Source organism: Streptomyces silvae (genome assembly GCF_016745505.1).
GTDB lineage: Bacteria > Actinomycetota > Actinomycetes > Streptomycetales > Streptomycetaceae > Streptomyces > Streptomyces silvae.
Map to the genome: position 1 here is coordinate 25,431 of NZ_JAERUC010000138.1, position 17,857 is coordinate 43,287.

At 72.1% G+C, this 17,857-nt stretch carries 15 protein-coding genes; 8 read left to right on the forward strand and 7 right to left on the reverse strand.

Translation table 11 applies throughout. The annotated features are described in order from the left end of the window. Nucleotide 1 precedes the first annotated feature (1 nt). Nucleotides 2-850 carry a helix-turn-helix transcriptional regulator gene (locus JKV81_RS20705; RefSeq protein ID WP_202077134.1) on the reverse strand — a complete coding sequence of 283 codons (849 nt, stop codon included), beginning with the start codon at nt 848-850 and terminating at the stop codon, nt 2-4. A gap of 294 nt (nt 851-1,144) precedes the next feature. Here JKV81_RS20705 and JKV81_RS20710 point away from each other — a divergent pair, with 294 nt between their 5' ends. Further along, nucleotides 1,145-2,086, forward strand: coding sequence for an SDR family oxidoreductase (locus tag JKV81_RS20710; RefSeq protein WP_129263186.1), 942 nt, complete (start codon nt 1,145-1,147; stop codon nt 2,084-2,086). Between the two features lie 185 nt (nt 2,087-2,271). Here JKV81_RS20710 and JKV81_RS20715 read toward each other — a convergent pair whose 3' ends face one another. Beyond that, complete coding sequence (locus tag JKV81_RS20715) at nt 2,272-3,126, reverse strand: alpha/beta fold hydrolase (RefSeq protein ID WP_202077136.1); 855 nt, start codon at nt 3,124-3,126, stop codon at nt 2,272-2,274. A gap of 198 nt (nt 3,127-3,324) precedes the next feature. Between JKV81_RS20715 and JKV81_RS20720 the strand changes: the two genes are divergently transcribed. Genes JKV81_RS20720 through JKV81_RS20745 form a run of 6 tightly spaced genes read left to right on the forward strand, consistent with a single transcriptional unit; the run spans nt 3,325 to nt 11,807 of the window. Beyond that, entirely contained in the window at nt 3,325-4,617 is a 1,293-nt protein-coding gene (locus tag JKV81_RS20720; protein ID WP_202077138.1) for an ABC transporter substrate-binding protein, read from the forward strand. A gap of 30 nt (nt 4,618-4,647) precedes the next feature. Beyond that, entirely contained in the window at nt 4,648-5,592 is a 945-nt protein-coding gene (locus tag JKV81_RS20725) for a carbohydrate ABC transporter permease (protein WP_129263192.1), read from the forward strand. 13 nt (nt 5,593-5,605) lie between these two features. Then, complete coding sequence (locus JKV81_RS20730) at nt 5,606-6,433, forward strand: carbohydrate ABC transporter permease (protein WP_099172717.1); 828 nt, start codon at nt 5,606-5,608, stop codon at nt 6,431-6,433. Next, nucleotides 6,430-7,482 (forward strand): LacI family DNA-binding transcriptional regulator, encoded by a 1,053-nt coding sequence (locus tag JKV81_RS20735; protein ID WP_202077140.1) that lies wholly within the window; start codon nt 6,430-6,432, stop codon nt 7,480-7,482. Before JKV81_RS20730 ends, JKV81_RS20735 begins: the two co-directional genes overlap by 4 nt. Nucleotides 7,483-7,534: 52 nt before the next feature. Continuing rightward, the gene (locus JKV81_RS20740) at nt 7,535-9,469 is read left to right on the forward strand and encodes a glycoside hydrolase 5 family protein (protein WP_202077141.1); all 1,935 of its coding nucleotides are present in this window, start codon (nt 7,535-7,537) and stop codon (nt 9,467-9,469) included. Nucleotides 9,470-9,497: 28 nt separating this feature from the next. Continuing rightward, nucleotides 9,498-11,807: a glycoside hydrolase family 3 N-terminal domain-containing protein gene (locus JKV81_RS20745; protein ID WP_129263198.1), complete on the forward strand. Its 2,310-nt coding sequence runs from the start codon at nt 9,498-9,500 to the stop codon at nt 11,805-11,807. A gap of 22 nt (nt 11,808-11,829) precedes the next feature. On the opposite strand, the gene JKV81_RS20750 is transcribed toward JKV81_RS20745, so the two are convergent. The 3 genes from JKV81_RS20750 to JKV81_RS20760 all read right to left on the reverse strand — a co-directional run bounded on the left by JKV81_RS20750 (nt 11,830) and on the right by JKV81_RS20760 (nt 15,504). Then, complete coding sequence (locus JKV81_RS20750) at nt 11,830-13,164, reverse strand: MFS transporter (protein ID WP_372444226.1); 1,335 nt, start codon at nt 13,162-13,164, stop codon at nt 11,830-11,832. A 172-nt stretch (nt 13,165-13,336) separates the two neighbouring features. Then, nucleotides 13,337-14,611 (reverse strand): glucarate dehydratase family protein, encoded by a 1,275-nt coding sequence (locus JKV81_RS20755; RefSeq protein ID WP_129263200.1) that lies wholly within the window; start codon nt 14,609-14,611, stop codon nt 13,337-13,339. Beyond that, entirely contained in the window at nt 14,608-15,504 is an 897-nt protein-coding gene (locus tag JKV81_RS20760) for a 5-dehydro-4-deoxyglucarate dehydratase (protein WP_236057315.1), read from the reverse strand. Before JKV81_RS20760 ends, JKV81_RS20755 begins: the two co-directional genes overlap by 4 nt. A gap of 197 nt (nt 15,505-15,701) precedes the next feature. Between JKV81_RS20760 and JKV81_RS20765 the strand changes: the two genes are divergently transcribed. Then, on the forward strand, nt 15,702-16,493 hold the full coding sequence (locus JKV81_RS20765; protein ID WP_129263204.1) for an IclR family transcriptional regulator: 792 nt from the start codon (nt 15,702-15,704) through the stop codon (nt 16,491-16,493). A gap of 82 nt (nt 16,494-16,575) precedes the next feature. Here the strand turns inward: JKV81_RS20765 and JKV81_RS20770 are convergent, their stop codons facing one another. Both JKV81_RS20770 and JKV81_RS20775 read right to left on the reverse strand, forming a co-directional pair. Next, nucleotides 16,576-16,896, reverse strand: coding sequence for a DUF5713 family protein (locus tag JKV81_RS20770; protein WP_202077188.1), 321 nt, complete (start codon nt 16,894-16,896; stop codon nt 16,576-16,578). Nucleotides 16,897-17,122: 226 nt separating this feature from the next. Continuing rightward, complete coding sequence (locus JKV81_RS20775) at nt 17,123-17,587, reverse strand: Asp23/Gls24 family envelope stress response protein (RefSeq protein ID WP_202077143.1); 465 nt, start codon at nt 17,585-17,587, stop codon at nt 17,123-17,125. Between the last annotated feature and the right edge of the window lie 270 nt (nt 17,588-17,857).

The window sequence follows — 17,857 nt, forward strand, 5'->3', positions numbered from 1 at the left end:
GTCAGCGCACCGCCTGCGGCCCGAGCACCACCAGCAGGCGCAGGTTGTCGTGGCTCTCGCTGCCTGGGGCCGCGGTGTAGACGAGCAGGCGGTGCGACTGGTCCGGGTCGAGGAGGGTCTGGCAGTTGAGTTCGAGGGCGCCGACCTCCGGGTGGAGGAAGCGCTTGACGCTGCGGGGCCGGACGCCGACCTCCTGCGTGTCCCACAGGTCGCGGAATTCTTCGCTCCGCGTGCGTAGCAGCTCGGCGTAGTGGGCGGCCCGGGAGCCGGGGCCCCGGAGAGCCGTCATCTCGCGCAGGCCGGACGCGAACATCCGGGAGAGGAACGCGTGGTCCGCCTGCGCGTAGAGCGCGCGTGTGGCCGGGTCGGTGAACCAGCGGTAGCCGATGCTCCGCGCCGGGCCCGTGTAGCGGGTCGTGTCGCCGGTGAGGGCGGTGCCGAGCGGAGTCTGCCGCAGGGTCTCCCCGAGCTCGGTGACGACCTCCGCGGGGGTGTCGCCCAGCCGGTCGAGGATGCGCAGCAGTCCGGGGCTGATGTGCTCGTCGAGGGTGCCCGTGCCCCGGACGGGCGGGGTGTGGCCGGCGAGGCGGAACAGGTGGTCCCGCTCGTCGAGGGAGAGGTGCAGCCCCTGCGCGATCGAGGCGATCATCGGCTCGGACGGCTGCGGACCGCGCTCGCGCTCCAGCCGGGCGTAGTAGTCGGTCGACATGTGGCAGAGCTCGGCGACCTCCTCGCGGCGCAGCCCGCCGGTGCGTCGCCGCTGTCCGCGCGGCAGGCCGACGTCCTCGGGTTGCAGCAGTTCCCGTCGGCGGCGCAGGAACGCCGCGAGTCCGGGCCGGTCGATCTCCATGCGTGCTCTCCCTCTCGTACGCGTCCTTTCTAGCGCGTTCACCGGCGCTCATCCACGGATCGTCGATCCCCCTCTACGGCGGCGCGTCGCAGGCAGAGCGGCGCGTCGCGGACAGAACAGGGCGGAGCCAGGCGTGTCCCCGTGCAGGGCGTGCCGGCCGGTCGCCGCCTGGGCGTGCTGGCCGGTCGCCGCCCGGCCGCGCGTATCAGTGGATCGGGAGTCCCTGGATAGGTCCGGCCGTCGGCGTCACGGTGGGAAGCAAGGACATCGTCAGGGAGTGCAAGGAGTACGCACATGACACGGCAGGACATCGACATCACCGTTCCCGACCTGACCGGGCGGCGCGCCGTCGTCACCGGGGCGAGCGACGGGATCGGGCTCGGCATCGCCACGCGCCTGGCCGCCGCCGGCGCGGAGGTCGTCATGCCGGTCCGTAATCCGCGTAAGGGTGAAGGGGCAGTCGCCAGGATCCGGGAGCGGATCCCCGGCGCGGACGTCTCGCTCCGCGCGCTCGACCTCTCCTCGCTCGCCTCCGTCGCGGAGCTCGGCCGGAGCCTGCTGGAGGAGGACCGCCCCGTACACCTCCTCGTCAACAACGCCGGCGTCATGACCCCGCCCGACCGGCAGACGACGGCGGACGGCTTCGAGCTGCAGTTCGGCACCAACCATCTGGGCCACTTCGCCCTGGTCAACCATCTGCTGCCGCTGCTGCGCGCCGGCCGGGCCCGGGTGACGTCCCAGATCAGCATCGCGGCGAACCGCCACGCCATCCACTGGGACGACCTGAACTGGGAGCGTTCGTACAACGGCATGCGTGCCTACAGCCAGTCGAAGATCGCACTCGGCCTCTTCGGCCTCGAACTCGACCGGCGCAGCAAAGCCGCGGGCTGGGGCATCACGAGCAACCTCGCCCACCCGGGCGTCGCACCCACGAGCCTGCTCGCCGCCCGCCCCGAGGTCGGCCGCGCCCAGGACACCCTGGGAGTGCGCCTGATCCGCGCCCTGTCCGCCCGCGGCATCGTCGTCGGCACGGTGCGTACGGCCCAGCTGCCGGCCCTCCACGCCGCCACGTCACCCGGCGCGGTGGGCGGCGGGTTCTACGGGCCGAGCGGGCCGGGGCACCTGGGCGGCCCTCCGGCGGAGCAGAAGCTGTACGGCCGGCTGCGCGGCACCGAGGACGCGCGGCGTATCTGGGAGATCTCCGAGGAGCTCGTGGGCGTTCACTCCTGGGCGTAGGACCTGCCAGGCCGATGGGCTCCTGGCGGACCGTTCGGCCCGAGCCGGCCGCCCGGCCCGGCGCAGGCCGATGGGGCTCCTGGCGGACCCTTCGGCCGAGGCCACCCTTCGGCCCAGGTCAACCCTTTGGCCCAGGTCAACCCTTCGGTCCCGGCCGACTTCCCCCGGCCGCCCGCCGGCAGGTGTCAGTTCCCCGCCAGGCTTGCCAGCACCTCCGCCGCGGGCCTCGGGTGGACCAGCCAGCGCAGGTGGCTGCCCTCCAGCGTCCGTACGTCGAAGGAGTTGTCCGGAGTGAGCGCGTCGGCCTCGAGGATCATGCGGTCCTGCACGGCGGGCGGCAGGCTGGCGTCGGCGGCCAGGCGCACATAGGTCCGGGGGATCCGGCCCCAGGTCGCGGCCTGGGCACGGTCGTCGGGCGTGCCGGCGTCGAGGTTCTCGTCGGGCTGGAAGGTGTTCAGGAAGGTCCGGAACTCGTCGTCGGTGAGGTCGGCGGCGAACGCCTGCTTGAACGCATCGAGCGTCGCGGGGTCGGCGGTGCGGAAGTTGGTGCGGAGCAGGCCCAGTTCGGCCGGGTTTCCGACGAGTGCGGCGGCGAAGCCTCCCGGGTCGACGTCCGCCATCTCCGGCTCGGCGTAGTAACCGGCCACGTCCAGATCGACGGGGCACCAGGCCGAGACGTAGACGATCCGGTCGATCAGCTCGGGCCGGGCGTTGGCGACGGCGGTGGCCGTGCAGCCGCCCCTGCTGTGGGCGACGAGGACGGTGGGTCCGTTCCGCTTGGCGCGTTCGAGGACTTCGGTCACGCGGGCCACGTTGTCCGCGAGCATGACGCCCTTGATGCTCCCCGGTGCGGCGGCGAGGGCGTCGAGGTCCTGCGGGGCCTGGTAGGCCGCCGGGAAGGTCGCCTCGAAACCGTGACCGGGAAGGTCGAGGGCGACCGATCGGTGCCCGAGCAGGGCGAGTTCGGCTTGCAGCGGTGCGAACGAGAACGAGTTCGCGAAGGCCCCGTGGACCAGGACGAAGGTCGGCTGATTCTGCATGCCTCAGCCTCCAACAGAACGATCTTCGGATCAATACCCGTGCCGGGGCCATCCCTTCACCCATGCCCGAAATGTCGGACCTTCCAGCATGTGCAACCGGGGGTTGACCGTTCCGCCATGCGCCCCTAAGTTTCTCGCAACCTGCTGGTACATCGATTAACCACCCCGGTTTCACGTCCTGGTTGGAGACATCCCGCTGTGCGCTCACCCCTGAGTCGGCGCGGTTTCCTGGCTGCTGGTTCCGGCCTCGCCGCCGCTACCGCGCTCCCCGCAATGTCCGGCTGTTCCACGCTCGCCTCGGCCGATTCCGACCCCGGCACCCTGCTCGTCCACACCCAGCTCGGGACCACCGCGCCGGGCTCCGCCACGTACACCGCCGTCGTGAAGGCGTTCGAGAAGGAGAACCCGGGGATCCGGGTCAAGAACCTCGTCAACGGCGACGACCTCCCCCAGGTGTACGAGACCTCACGGCTGGCCCGTAAGGAGCCGGACGTGGTCATGGTCAACCTGTACGACAAGACGCTGGCCTGGACCGACGTCGGCGCCACCGTCGATGTGAAGGGCTATCTCGACGACTGGGGGCTGCGCGACCGGGTCCTGCCCGCCGCCCTCACGGAGTGGACCGACGGCAAGGGCAGGATCCGCGCCTTCCCGTACTTCGCCACCAACTGGCCCGTCGCCTACAACACCCATCTGCTCGACCGGGCCGGCGTCGGCTCCGTCCCCACCACCGGGGACCAGCTCATCGGCGCCGCGCGGAAGCTGCGGGCCAAGGGCATCGCGCCGGTCACCGTCGGCGGCAACGACTGGACGGGTCAGAAGCTGCTCGCCCAGATCATCCAGACCTTCCTCACCCCGGAGGAGGCCCGGCAGGTCTACACGAGCGGGGACTTCAGCGGGAGCCGGGGAGCGCGCGCGGGCATCGACTACTTCGTGGACCTGCGGGACGCCGGTGTCTTCGCCGACAAGGCGCAGGGCCTGACCTCCGACACGATGACCACGCAGTACAACACGGAGGCAGCGGCCATCCAGTCCGCGATGTCCTCCGCGCTGGCCAAGGTCCCCGCGAAGGCCGCCGGGCACACCGAGATCGGCGGCTGGCCGCTGGCGCCGGGCGCCGCCCACGAGAAGCCGACCATCCTGCGCTCGTACACCCTGATCGGCTTCTGGGTCAGCCCCAACGGCACCAAGAAGATCTCCACCGTCGAGAAGTTCCTCCGCTTCATGTACCGCCCCGACGTGGTGTCCCGCTTCATCACCGAGAGCGGCCGGGACATGGCGCTCGTCACGGACACCGTCAGCAAGGACTTCCCGCTGGTGGCCGAGGCCCAGCAGCTCGGCGACCGGGTCGGCCAGGCGCTCCTGCCCGACCTGTACGTCCCCCCGACGGCCACCCAGCCGCTGATCACCGCGACCAGCACCGCCTTCACCCGGGGCACGAGCGCGGCCTCCGTGCGCTCCGCCCTGGAATCCGCCTACCGCACGGCCTGACCGCGCGCCCGAGTCCTTGCGAGTCCTCCTATGACGATGCTCTCGTCCGCCCCGGGCGGGGCCTCGGTCCACGGGCCGGTCCCTCCCCCGCCGTCCGCCTCCACCACCACCAAGCGCCGCACGCAGGGCGGGACCGTCCTCGCCGTGCCCGCGCTGGTCTGGTACCTCGTCTTCATGGTCGGCCCGCTGGTCGCCATCTTCGTCATCGCGGCCCTGCACTGGCCCGGGATGCTCCAGCCGGTCTCGTTCGCCGGGACCGGCAACGTCCGGGCCGTCCTGGACGACCCGGTCTTCTGGGACGCGGTGCGCAACACCGCCGTACAGCTCGCCGTGGCGCTGCCGCTGATGATCGTCGGCGCGTACATGCTCGGGTACTACGTCGCCCAGAAGCCGCCGGGCCACCGTGTCCTGCGCTATCTGCTCTTCATCCCCGGGCTGATCTCCACCCCCGCCAAGGCGATGGTGTTCTACGCGGTCCTCTCCCCGGACGGCCTGCTCAACGGCGCCCTGGACAAGGCCGGTCTCGGCTCGCTCACCGACGCCTGGCTCGCCTCGCCGTCCACCGCGCTGGGCTCCCTCATCGTCCTCGACGTGTGGAGCGGCATCGGGTTCACCGCCGTGCTGTTCGCGGCCCGGCTCGGCAGCGTCCCGGACGAGATCGGTGAGGCCGCCCAGCTCGACGGCGCCGGGCACTGGCGGGCCATGTGGCGCATCCACTTCCCCGTCATCCGGGACTTCGTGGGCGTCGTGACGATGCTCCAGTTCCTCTGGACGCTGTTCGGCTCCGCGCAGAACGTCCTGCTGCTCACCCAGGGCGGTCCCGGCAGCTCGTCGACGACGCTGTCCTTCCTCGTCTACCAGAAGGCGTTCATCGCGGCCGATCTCGGCTACAGCCAGACCGTCGGCGTGGTCCTCTTCCTGGTCGGCCTCGCCGGGCTGCTGACCATCCGTCGCGTCTTCCGCCAGAACTACTGATCGGAGCGGTCCCATGAAGTTCGGAAGGTCCTGGCTGCCGGCGCACATCTTCGCGTGGCTGTACATGGTGCTGCTGGTCGTCCCCCTCTACTACCTGCTGGTCTCGGCGTTCAAGACGAACGACCAGATCTTCGGCAGCCCGTTCTCCCTGCCCACCTCCCTCTCCACCACCAACTTCACCGAGTCGTTCTCCTCCGCGCACCTCGGCCCGGCCGTCCTCAACTCGATGCTGGTCACCGTGCTGGCGCTGGTGCTCACCCTGGCCCTCGCGATACCGGCCGCCTTCGCCATCGCCCGTACGGAGGGACGTGTCGGGGCGCTGGTGGAGCGGGTGTTCTCGCTGGGCTTCCTGATCCCCACGTTCGCCGCGCTGTTCCCCACGTTCCTGCTGGCCGCCGCCACCGGGCTGTTCCACACCCGGGCGTTCATGGTGCTGTTCCTGCCGGCCACGGCGATGCCGCTGTCCGTGGTGATCCTGGTGCAGTTCATGCGGACCATCCCGCGCGAGATGGAGGAGGCGGCGCGCATGGACGGCGCGTCCACCTTCGCGGTCCTGCGGCACGTGTACACACCCATGTGCATGCCGGGGATCGCCACGATCCTGCTGCTGAACTTCCTGACGTTCTGGAACGAGTACCTCTACTCGCTCGTCATCATCGGCCCCGACCCCGAGCAGCGGACCGTGCAGGTCGCCCTCCCCACGCTCAAGTCCCTGACCGGTACGGACTACGGCATCCTTACGGCGGGCACGGTGCTGACCCTGGTCCCGGTCTGGGCGGTCTACACCGTGCTCCAGAAGCGGATGCAGCAGGCTCTCGTGAGCGGGGCGGTGAAGATGTGAACAAGCGTCTGGAGGGTCGTACGGCTGTACGTCCCACGATCAAGGCCGTGGCCGCCGCCGCGGGGGTGTCGACCGCGGCGGTCTCCCAGGCCGTCAACGGCACCGGCCGGATCTCGGAGGCCACCCGCCGCCGGGTCCTGGACGCGGCCACCGAACTGGGCTGGTCCCCCAGCGCCTCCGCGACGGCGCTGCGCCGGGCCCGTACCCGTACGATCGCGCTCGTCGTCCGGCGGCCCACCGATGTGCTGGGCTCCGACCCGCACTTCAGCGAGCTGATCACCGGTCTGGAGGGCGAACTCGCGCCGCGCGGTTACGGTCTGCTGCTCCACCTGGTCGCGGACATCGCTCAGGAGAGCGCGCTGTACGAGCGGCTGGTCGCGGAGGGCCGGATCGACGGCGCCGTGCTGACCGACGCCCGCGCCGACGACCCGCGCCCGGAGCTGCTGCGGGGCCTCGGGCTGCCCGCCGTGCTGCTGGGCTCCCCCGACGCCGCCTCGCCCGTGCCCCGGGTGGGGCTGGGGCAGCAGGGCGCGGGCATCAAGGAGGCCGTCGCCCACCTGCTGGAGCTCGGCCACCGGCGCGTCGCCTACATCGCGGGTCCGGCCGAACTGCTGCACACCCGGCTGAGGTTGCACGCCTTCGAGGAGGCCCTGGCCGAGGCGGGGCTGGCGCCCGTCGCCGTACGGCACAGCGACTTCACCGAGCGGGCCGCCGTCGATGTCACCGAGGAGCTGCTCGCGCTGCCCGGCCGGCCGACGGCCCTCGTGTTCCCCAACGACTCCATGGCCGTCTGCGGCATCGGCACGGCGCAGCGCGCCGGGCTCCGGGTGCCCGGCGACCTGTCGGTGGTCGGTTACGACAATCTCTCGCTCGGCCGCTGGGTCCACCCCCGGCTCACCACCGTCGACCAGCAGGTGCAGCGCGTCGGCGCCGCCGCCGCCCGCACCCTGCTCGCCGGCTGCGGCGAGGACGTGCCCCCGCCGGTGCTCGACGGCCGCCCCCGGCTGGTCGTACGGGAATCGACCGGCCCGCTGACACCCCCCACCTGAACCCGCCGCACCGACCGGCACCCCCGCACAGCGAAGAGGACCCAGAAACACCATGCGACGCCACAGCGCCCAGCTCACCCACGACTCCGCCGTCCTCCCGTGGCTCGGCGCCAACTTCTGGTCCCGCACCGGCGGTCCGCTGATGTGGCGGAACTACGAGCCGAGGACGGTGCGCGAGGAGCTGGCCGTGCTCCGGGAGCACGGTCTGAACATGACCCGGTCCTTCTTCTACTGGCCCGACTTCCACCCGGAGCCCGGCCGGATCGACGAGGAACTCTGCGACCGCTTCCGTGACTTCCTGGACGCCCACCACGAGCTGGGCATGGGCACGGTCCCCACCTTCATCGTCGGCCACATGTCGGGCGAGAACTGGGACCCGGCCTGGCGCGGGGACCGCGATCTGTACGAGGACGTGTGGCTCGTCGGCCGGCAGGCGTGGTTCGTCTCCCAGATGACCCGCCGCTTCAAGGACCACCCGGCCGTCACGGGCTGGCTGATCACCAACGAGATGCCCGGCTACGGCCGGATCTACCAGGTCGACCCGCCGTCGAGCGATGTCGTCACCGCCTGGGCACAGTTCATGTGCGACGCGGTGCGCGCGGCGGGCGGCACCCAGCCGGTGTCGCTCGGCGACGGCGCGTGGGGCATCGAGGTGACGGGCCGCGACAACGGCTTCTCGCTGCGGGAGACCGCCGAGTACGTCGATTTCGTCGGGCCGCACGTCTACCGCTCCGACACGGACCGGCCGCGCCAGCACTACCGGGCCGCCTTCGAGTGCGAACTGGCCGCCGTCACCGGTCAGCCGGTCGTCCTGGAGGAGTTCGGGCTCTCCACCGACACGGTCTCGGCCGCGAACGCCGGGATCTTCTACCGGCAGACCCTGCACAACTCGCTGCTCGGCGGCGCCACCGGCTGGATGGCCTGGAACAACACGGACTACGACGACCTGTGGGAGCAGTCGCCGTACGACCACCACCCCTTCGAGATGCACTTCGGGATCACCGACAGCGCCGGGCGCCCGAAGGAACCGCTGCGTGAGCTGGCCGCCTTCGCGAAGGTCCTGGAGCAGGTCGACTTCCCTCGCTGCCGCCGTACGGACGCGGACGCGGCCCTCGTCGTGCCCGCCTTCCTGGAGCGCGGCTACCCGTACAGCCGGCCGGCCGACCGCCCGCTGATCTTCACCTCGCTGCACCAGGGGTATGTGGCGGCGCGCGGCGCCGACCTGCCGGTGGCGTTCGCCCGGGAGGCCGACGGGCTGCCGGACGACGCCTCCCTGTATCTGCTGCCGTCGACCCGCCAGCTGACCACCCGCACCCGGCGCGCGCTGGAGGAGCGGGCGAAGGCAGGCGCGACGGTGTACCTGTCGTTCTGCTCGGGTGAGTACCCGACGACGCGCGGGCCCTGGTTCCACGACCTCGACGGGCTGTTCGGCGTGGAGCTCCAGCTGTCGTACGGGGTCGCCGAGCCGATCGAGGACGACGTGCTGGAGATGACGTTCACCGAGGACTTCGGTTCGATAGCCGCCGGTGAGGTGCTGACCTTCCCGGTCGCGGGCAACGAGGACAGCCGCGCCTATCTGCCGGTCGTCCCGGACGGGGCGCGGGTCGTCGCCACCGACGCGCACGGGCGCCCCGCCCTTCTGCGCTACGAGACGGGCGCGGGCCGCACGGTCCTGGCCACCTATCCGCTGGAGCACATGGCGGCCCGTACGGCCCGTGCCAACCCGGAGCAGACCCACCGGCTGTACGCGGCGCTCGCCGAACTCGCGGGTGCGGCACGGCCGGTGACGGTGGACACCCCGTACGTCAGTGCCGACACCCTGGTCCGCGAGGACGGGGCGCGGTTCGTGTGGCTGGTGAGCCAGTCCGGCGAGGAGCTGACCGTACGCCCTTCGGCGGGCGGGGAGCTGCGTGAGCTGACCGGCGGGGACCCGGTGCGGGACGTGACTCTCGCCCCGTACGGCGTGCGCGTCCTCGAACTGCGCTGACCGCCCCACCCCTTTGAGGAGCCGCCCGATGTCCGAGCCCTTGTTCCGCGACCCGGAGGCGCCCGTCGCCGACCGGGTGCGTGATCTGCTGTCGCGGATGACGCTCACCGAGAAGGTGGGCCAGGTCAACCAGCGGATGTACGGCTGGGACGCGTACGAGCGCACCCCGTCCGGCCACCGGCTGACGGACGCGTTCCGTGCGGAGGTGGCGGCCTGTGACGGGATGGGCGCGCTGTACGGGCTCCAGCGCGCCGACCCGTGGTCCGGGGTGACGGCGGAGACCGGTATCGGCGCGGCGGACGGGGCGCGGGTCTCGGACGCGGTGCAGCGGCACGTCGTCGAGAACACCAGGCTCGGCATCCCCGTCCTGCTGGTCGAGGAGATGCCGCACGGCCTCCAGGCCCTGGACGGGACGGTGCTGCCGGTGAACCTGGCGGTCGGCGCCACCTGGAACCCGGAGCTGTACGAGGAGGCCGCGGCGCTCGCCGCGGGGCAGCTCCGGGCGCGGGGCGGCCATGTCGCGCTGGTCTCGGCACTCGACCTGGTGCGGGATCCGCGCTGGGGCCGCGCGGAGGAGTGCTTCGGGGAGGACCCGTATCTGGCGGCGCGGTTCACAGAGGCGCTGGTGCGGGGGGTGCAGGGTCCGGCCGGGGACCGCATCGGGCCGGACCGTGCGGCCGTCGTGCTCAAGCACTTCGCCGGGCAGGGGGCCACGGTCGGCGGACGCAACAGCGCGGCCACCGAGCTGGGCGCGCGGGAGCTGCACGAGATCCATCTCGTGGCGGCGCTGGCGGGCGTACGGGCCGGGGCGGCGGGCGTGATGGCGGCGTACAACGAGTTCGACGGCGTGCCGTGCGCGGCCAGTCACCAGCTGCTGACCGGGATCCTGCGGGAGCGGTGGGGTTTCGGCGGCCTGGTGATGGCCGACGGGCTCGCGATCGACCGCCTGGTGCGGCTGGCGGGCGATCCGGTGGCGGCCGGGGCGCTGGCGCTGCGGGCCGGGACCGATCTGAGCCTGTGGGACGACTGCTACCCCCGGCTGGCGGAGGCGGTCCGGCGGGGGCTGGTCGAGGAGTCCACGCTCGACACGGCGGTCGGACGCGTCCTGGCGCTGAAGTTCCGGCTCGGCCTCTTCGAGCGCCCGTACACCGGCGTCCGCGAGGCGGAGGACCCCACGCCCGTGGAGCGACTCAGTGAGCGTGTCGCCCGTGAGTCGGTCACCCTCCTCGCTCACGACGGGGTGACGCTGCCGCTGGCCGGCCGCCGCCTCGGGAGGATCGCTGTCATCGGGCCGAACGCGGACTCCGTGCCGCAGCAGACCGGCGACTACACCGCGCCGCAGCGGCCCGGTACGGGCGCCAGCGTGCTGGCCGGCATCCGGGCGGCGGCGCCCGGATGCACGGACGTCACGTACGCCCGGGGCTGCGGACTCGTCGGCGGCGACCTCTCGGGGCTGCCCGGGGCGGTGGCGTCGGCGGCGGGCGCGGATGTGGCGGTGCTGGTCCTCGGCGGGTCGAGCGCACGGGAGTCCGGTGCGCGCTTCGACGCCAACGGCGCGGCCGTCGTCACCTCGGGGAACCCGGTGGAGATGACCTGCGGCGAGGGCGTCGACCTGGCCGGACTCGCCCTGCCGGAGGGCCAGTCGGCCCTGCTGGACGCGGTCGCCGCGACCGGGACGCCGGTGGTCGTGGTGCTGGTCCAGGGCCGGCCGCACGCCCTGCCGGACCTCACCGGCCGGGCGGCGGCGGTGCTGAGCGCCTGGTATCCCGGCCCGTGGGGAGGCAGGGCGGTCGCGGACGTGCTGTTCGGCGCGGCGGAACCCCAGGGGCGGCTGCCCGTCTCCGTACCCCGCTCGGCCGCCCAGCTCCCGGTGTTCTACAACGGCAAGGACCACGGCTACCGGGGTTACGTCGACCAGCCCGCCACGCCCGTCCATCCGTTCGGCCACGGCCTGTCGTACACGACGGTCGAGTACGGCACGCCCCGGCTGTCCCTGCCGTCCGTGGCGGTGGACCGCTTCGGCGACGGGACGCAGCCGCTGAGCTGCACGGTCCGTGTCACCAACACGGGTGGCAGGCCGGTGCGGGAGACCGTCCAGCTGTACGTGCGCCGGGTGCTGGGCGGGACCGCGTGGCCCCGGGTGCGTGAACTGCGCGGCTTCGTCCGGGTGGAGCTGGCGCCGGGCGGGAGCACCGAGGTCACCTTCCCGGTGGACGGGCGGACCCTTGCCTCGTACACGTACGCGGGTGAATGGGCGGTGGAGCCGGGCGAGTTCGCGGTGGAGACGGGGCCGTCCTCCCTGGGCACCCGCGCGGCCCGGCTCACGGTCACGGCGTAGGCCGCTCGTCGTCCCGCCCCTGTCAGGCGGCTCCGGTGCCTGGCCGCACGGACCGGGCCACGCCGGGAGACTCCTCCGGTGCGGGGGCGGCGGCCCCCTTCGACGTACGGACGCGGACGCGGTCGTTGCGGCCGCCGCCGCGCACCAGCAGCACGCTGAGGGCGGCCAGGAAGCCGACGACGGTGAGGCCGACGAGCCCGCCCTTCGTCGAGCCGGTGGTGTCCTCGATGATCCCGAAGGCGGTGGGGGCGACGAACCCGCCGAGGTTGCCTATGGAGTTGATCAGCGCGATGCCGGGGGCGGCGGCCCGTGCGTCGAGGTAGCTCTGCGGGATCGTCCAGAAGACGGGCGAGGCGGGCTTGAAGCCCACCGCGGCCAGACAGAGCGCGCCCAGGCCGACCCAGGGTGAGACGAAGACCGCGAGCAGGGTGCCGCAGCCGCCGATGAGGAGCAGCACCACCAGGACCGGCCGCCGTTTGCCGATGCGGTCCGAGATCCGCCCGCTGACGTACACGGCGGCGATGGCGCAGATCCACGGAACGGACGTCAGGAATCCGGCCTGGAGGTCGCTCAGGCCGCCGATGTCGTCGACGATCGACGGCAGCCAGAACGTCACCGCGTACAGGGCGACGTTGATCGCGAAGTAGATCCACAGGAAGAGCAGCATCTGGGGGTCGGCGAGCAGCTTCCAGCGGGAGACCCGTGCCTTGGTGCCGCGCTGGGCGTCCCGGGCGTCCTGTTCGGCGTCGATGGCGGTGACGAGGCCGGCCTTCTCCTCGTCGGTCAGCCAGGTCGCCTGCTCGATGCCGGAGTCGAGGTAGCGGTAGACGACGAAGCCGAGCACGACGGAGAAGACGCCCTCGACGAAGAACATCCACTGCCAGCCGGAGTGGCCCCAGAGGCCGTGCATCTCCAGCAGCGCCCCCGAGATCGGGCCGACGATGACGGTCGCCGTGCCGGAGCCCATCAGGAAGACCGAGGTGGCGCGGCCGCGGTGGGAGTCGGGCAGCCAGCGGCTGAAGTAGTAGATGACGGCGGGGAAGAAGCCGGCCTCGGCGACGCCGAGCAGGAAGCGCAGCGCGTAGAACATGCCGGGGCTGTTGACGAAGGCCATCGCGGTGGCGACGACGCCCCAGCTGATCATGATGCGGGTGAGCCACACCTTGGCCCCGAACCGCTCCATGAGCATGTTGGAGGGGACCTCGAAGATGGCGTACGCGATGAAGAAGATGCCCGCGCCGAGTCCGAACGCGGCGGCGGACAGGCCGACGTCGGCGCGGAGCTGGTCCTGGGCGAAGCCGAGGTTGACGCGGTCCATGTAGTTCGCGACGAACATCACGAAGAAGAGGGGCACCACACGGCGGAAGATCTTGTGGATCGCCGAGCTGACGGCCGGTGGGTGCTGGACTTCGGGGGTGGGGGGAGCTGCGGGCACGAGCGGCACTCCTTTGTGCGGCCGGACCGCCGCCGCTCGCGCGGCGGCGGCTGTCCACCGTCGGACGCGGTGGGATCGGGCAGGTGGGGGACGGTTACCAGCGGGGTACGGCCGGGGTGGTCCACTGCGGGTCGGTGAGGCGCATCGCGGCCGCGTCGTCGCGGTCCTTGTACGTGCCGTCGTCGTCGAGCCACCGCTGGTGGAGGAACGCCAGCTTCTCGCGGTCGAGTGCGACCCCGAGACCGGGCGCGTCGGAGACGGCGACCTTTCCGCCGTCGAAGGTGAGCCGCTCGGTGAGGACGTCCTCCGACTGCCAGGGGTAGTGGGAGTCGCAGGCGTGGTGGAGGTTGGGGACGGTGGCCGCCACCTGGGTCATGGCGGCGAGGCTGATGCCGAGGTGGGTGTTGGAGTGCATCGACACCCCGACGCCGAACGCACGGCAGATGGCCGCCAGTTGCTGGGTGTTGCGGAGGCCGCCCCAGTAGTGGTGGTCGGAGAGGACGACCTGTACGGCGCCCTGGGTGAAGGCGTCCTTGATCTCGTCGAAGGTCGTCACGCACATGTTGGTGGCGAGCGGTACGCCGGACTTCGCGGCGACCTCGGCCATCGCGGGGACCCCGGTGGCCGGGTCCTCCAGGTACTCCAGGACGTCCCGGAGCTCCTCGGCCACCTTGAGGGAGGTCTCCACGGACCACGCGCCGTTGGGGTCGAGCCGCAGCGGGTGGCCGGGGAAGGCGGCGGCGAGCGCCTTGACCGCGGCGACCTCCTCGTCCGGGGGGAAGACGCCGCCCTTGAGCTTGAAGGAGGTGAAGCCGTAGCGCTCGGTGAAGGTGCGGGCCTGCTCGACGATCCCGGCGGGGTCGAGGGCGGCGCCCCAGGTGTCGTTCTCGCCGGACCGCTTGTAGAAGAGGTAGGCGCTGTACTCGACCGCGTCCCGCACCTTGCCGCCGAGCAGCGCGTGCACCGGCAGGCCGAGCGCCTTGCCGAGAGCGTCGAGGCAGGCGACCTCGAAGGCGGAGACGACGGAGAGGCGCAGCTTGTCGGCGGTCTGGACACCGCGCAGGCCGCCGACGTCGACCTGGCCGGTGACCCGGGAGGCGTCGACGGCGACCTCGTCGGCCGCGCCGAACAGGCCGTTGAGGTCGCTGATCTGGCGGCCGACCAGCTGCTCGGCGAGGGGACGGGCCAGCTCCAGGTACTTGGTGTCGCCGTAGGTCTCGCCGAGGCCGGTGGTCCCGTCGGCGGTGAACACCTCCACGATCAGGCGCGGGGTGTACGGCTGGTGGATACCGGCGGTGTTCAGCAGCGGCGGGTCCGCGACCAGGATCGGGGTCAGCGTCACGTCCGTGATGGTCAGGTCGCGGGTCACAGGGAGGCTCCTACGAGGTCGAGGCCGGTGGTGAGCAGGGTCTTCAGGTCGCCCAGGTCGGTGGACGTCGGGTCGGTGAGCGGGGCGCGTACGGGGCCGACGGGGAGTCCGCGCAGCCGGGCCGCGGCCTTCACCAGCGACACGGCGTATCCGGGGACGCGGTCACGGAGTTCGACGAGAGGGACGTAGAAGTCGCGCAGCAGCGTGTCGACGGCGCCGTTGTCCCCGTCGCGCAGGGCGGCGAAGAAGGCGTTCGCGATCTCGGGGGCGAAGGCGTGGACGGCGGAGGAGTAGGCGGGGACGCCGACCGTGGCGTAGGCGCGGGCCTGGATCTCCGCGGTGGCGGCGCCGTTGAAGAACAGGAAGCCGTCGGGGGCGGCGAGGGTGAGGCGCTGGAGGCGGTCGAGGTCGCTGTGGCCGTCCTTCACGCCGATGACACCGGGGATGCGGGCGATGCGGCGGAGCGAGTCGGCGGTGTAGGCGACCTGGCCGCGCTGGTAGGCGATGAGCGGGAGCCGGGTGCGGGCGGCGATGTGCTGGAGCTGGGCGACGAGTCCGTCCTGCGGGGCGGCGGTGAGGTAGTGCGGCAGGACGAGGAGCGCGTCGGCGCCCGCCTCCTCGGCGATACGGGCGAACCGGGCGGCCTGCGCCCAGCCGTAGCCGGTGCCCGCCACGACCGGGAGGCGGCCGGCGGCCTCCTCGACGGTGATCGAGACGACCTGCCGGTACTCGTCCTCGTCCAGGGAGAAGAACTCACCGGTGCCGCAGGCCGGGAAGACGGCGCCGGGGGCGGCGGCGAGCCGCTCCGCCACATAGCCGCGGAAGCCGTCCGGGTCGAAGGATCCGTCCTGGTGGAAGCTGGTCAGCGGGAAGGACAGCACGCCGTCCGCCATCCCGTTCCGCAGCCGTCGCGCCGCGTCCGCCGCGGCCTCCGTACCGGTGTCGAGACTCACGCCATCTCCCTATGTAGACGTCATCCATGTATGAGGATGGAGATTAGGGAGGCGGACCTCGGGGCGTCAATGGGTGCGCACCACCGTTCTCGTATGCGGCGCCCGACCCGGGCGCGCGGCCCGATTACGATCGGCGCATGCCAGACACGACGGAGGCGGGCGGCGTCCGCGAGGTGAAGTCCGCGGCGCGCACGGTCGAGCTGCTGGAGGTGCTGGCCGCACGCGGCGACCGCCCGGCACGGCTCCAGGAGCTGGCGGACGAGCTGGGCGTGCCCCGCAGTTCGATGTACGCGCTGCTCCAGACCCTGATCTCACGCGGCTGGGTCCGCACGGATCTGACCGGCTCGCTGTACGGCATCGGCATCCACGCCCTGCTCACCGGCACCAGCTATCTGGACTCCGACCCCCGGCTGCGCGCGGTGCGGCCGTTCCTCGACGAGGCCTCCGAGGCGCTGGGCGAGACGATCCACATGGGCCGGCTGGACGGCCGGGACGTGGCGTATCTGGCGACGCGGGAGTCCCACGAGTACCTGCGGACGATCAGCCGGGTCGGGCGGCGGCTCCCGGCGCACGTGGGGGCACTGGGCAAGGCGCTGCTGGCCGAACGGCCCGACGAGGAGCTGCCCGAGGGCCCGTACGAGGCACTGACGCCCCGCACCCACACGGACAGGGGCACCCTGCTGGCCGACCTCACCGAGGTCCGGGAGCGCGGTTACGCGGTGGACCGGGAGGAGGGCGTGACCGGCATCGTCGGCTTCGGATTCGCCCTGAGGTACGACGATCCGGCGCAGGACGCGGTCAGTTGCTCGGTGCCCGTGGCCCGGCTGACACCGGAGCACGAGGAGCGGATCGTGGCGGTGATGCGGGAGATCCGGGCGAAGATGGAATCGACGGTCCCGACCGGCAGCGGGACGGCGCACTGGCGCTGACGTCGCCGGCCGGGCCCGCTTCCGCCCCGGCCCGCACCACCCGACGCGCGCACCCGCCCCGCGCGGGCACGGAGCGCCGCTCTCACCACTCCCGGGGGGCGATGAGCTCCTCGACGTCCGCCTCCGCGAAGCCGTACGCCAGGGCGACGGCCCAGAAGTCCTCGGCTATCACCTCGCGGGCGACGGTCTCGATCTCGCAGCCCGCCGCCTCGAACTCGCCCTCCAGGGCGTTGAACTCCTCGGTCGCCGCATGCGTCAGCACATACAGCCCGGCCAGGTCGGCCGGCTGCTCCGCCTCGATGCGTTCACAGAGCCGGACCAGGACCTCCCGGCCCCGGTCGACGACACGGTCGGGGAAGTACGTGTCCCGGTAGAGCCCCCGCAGGAACCCGTACTCCGCCATCTGCCCATGCCTGATCGTCGTGTCGGCCATGCCCGTCCCCGCCCGCTCGATGCCCCGTCGTGACCGATGGTGCACCATGCCACTGACAGTGACGTGCGGACGGCCGTGACGAGGGGCAGCGGCGGGGCCGCCACGAGGGCGGCCGGGCGGGGCGGCGCCGCGCACGCCCACCGCACGCCGGCACGCTCGCCGCAGGCGCAACACGCTCACCGCACGCCCGGCACGCTCACTGCACGCGCGCGGACGACCGGCTGCGGTTCTCGTCCTCGTCCTCGTCGTCGTCCTCGTCCGGGACGTGGACGTCGAAGACGTTGATGTTGATCTCGACGACCTCCAGACCGGTCATCGTCTCGACCGCGTCCGTCACATGGGTCCTGATCCGGTCCGCGAGCTCATGGATCGGTATGCCGTACTCCACCTCGATGTCGACGTCGACCGCGGTCTGCTTCTCCCCCACTTCCACCTTCACTCCGCGACCACCGCCGGAGGAGGATCCGGGCACCCGGCCCGCGACGGCGCCCAGCGCCTTGGAGGCGCCCCGCCCCACCGAGTGCACGCCCTCGGTCTCGCGGATGGCGATTCCGGCGATCGTGGCCACCACACCGTCGGCGATGGTGGTCCTGCCGCGTCCGGACTGCTCCCCGTTCCTGCCTGTCGTTGAACTCCCGCCCAGGGACTCGACATCAGCCATGACTGCCTCACAGAGGGTTCGTGCGACGAGGCGACTCGTCCCTCGTCGGCTCCTCGTCTCACTGTGCGCCTGCCCGTCACCTGCCGCCATCGGAGTGACACACCGCTCGGCGCGGCCACGCTCGGTGACCGGAACGCGGCCGGCCGGCCACCGTAAACAGCGGCGCACACAACCCTCGCGCCCGCGCCCCCCGCACGGTCCCAGGCGTGCGCAGCATCACCCTGGACAGCCACCGTGACCGCCGGGTAACTTTTGACCAGGACTGAGCAA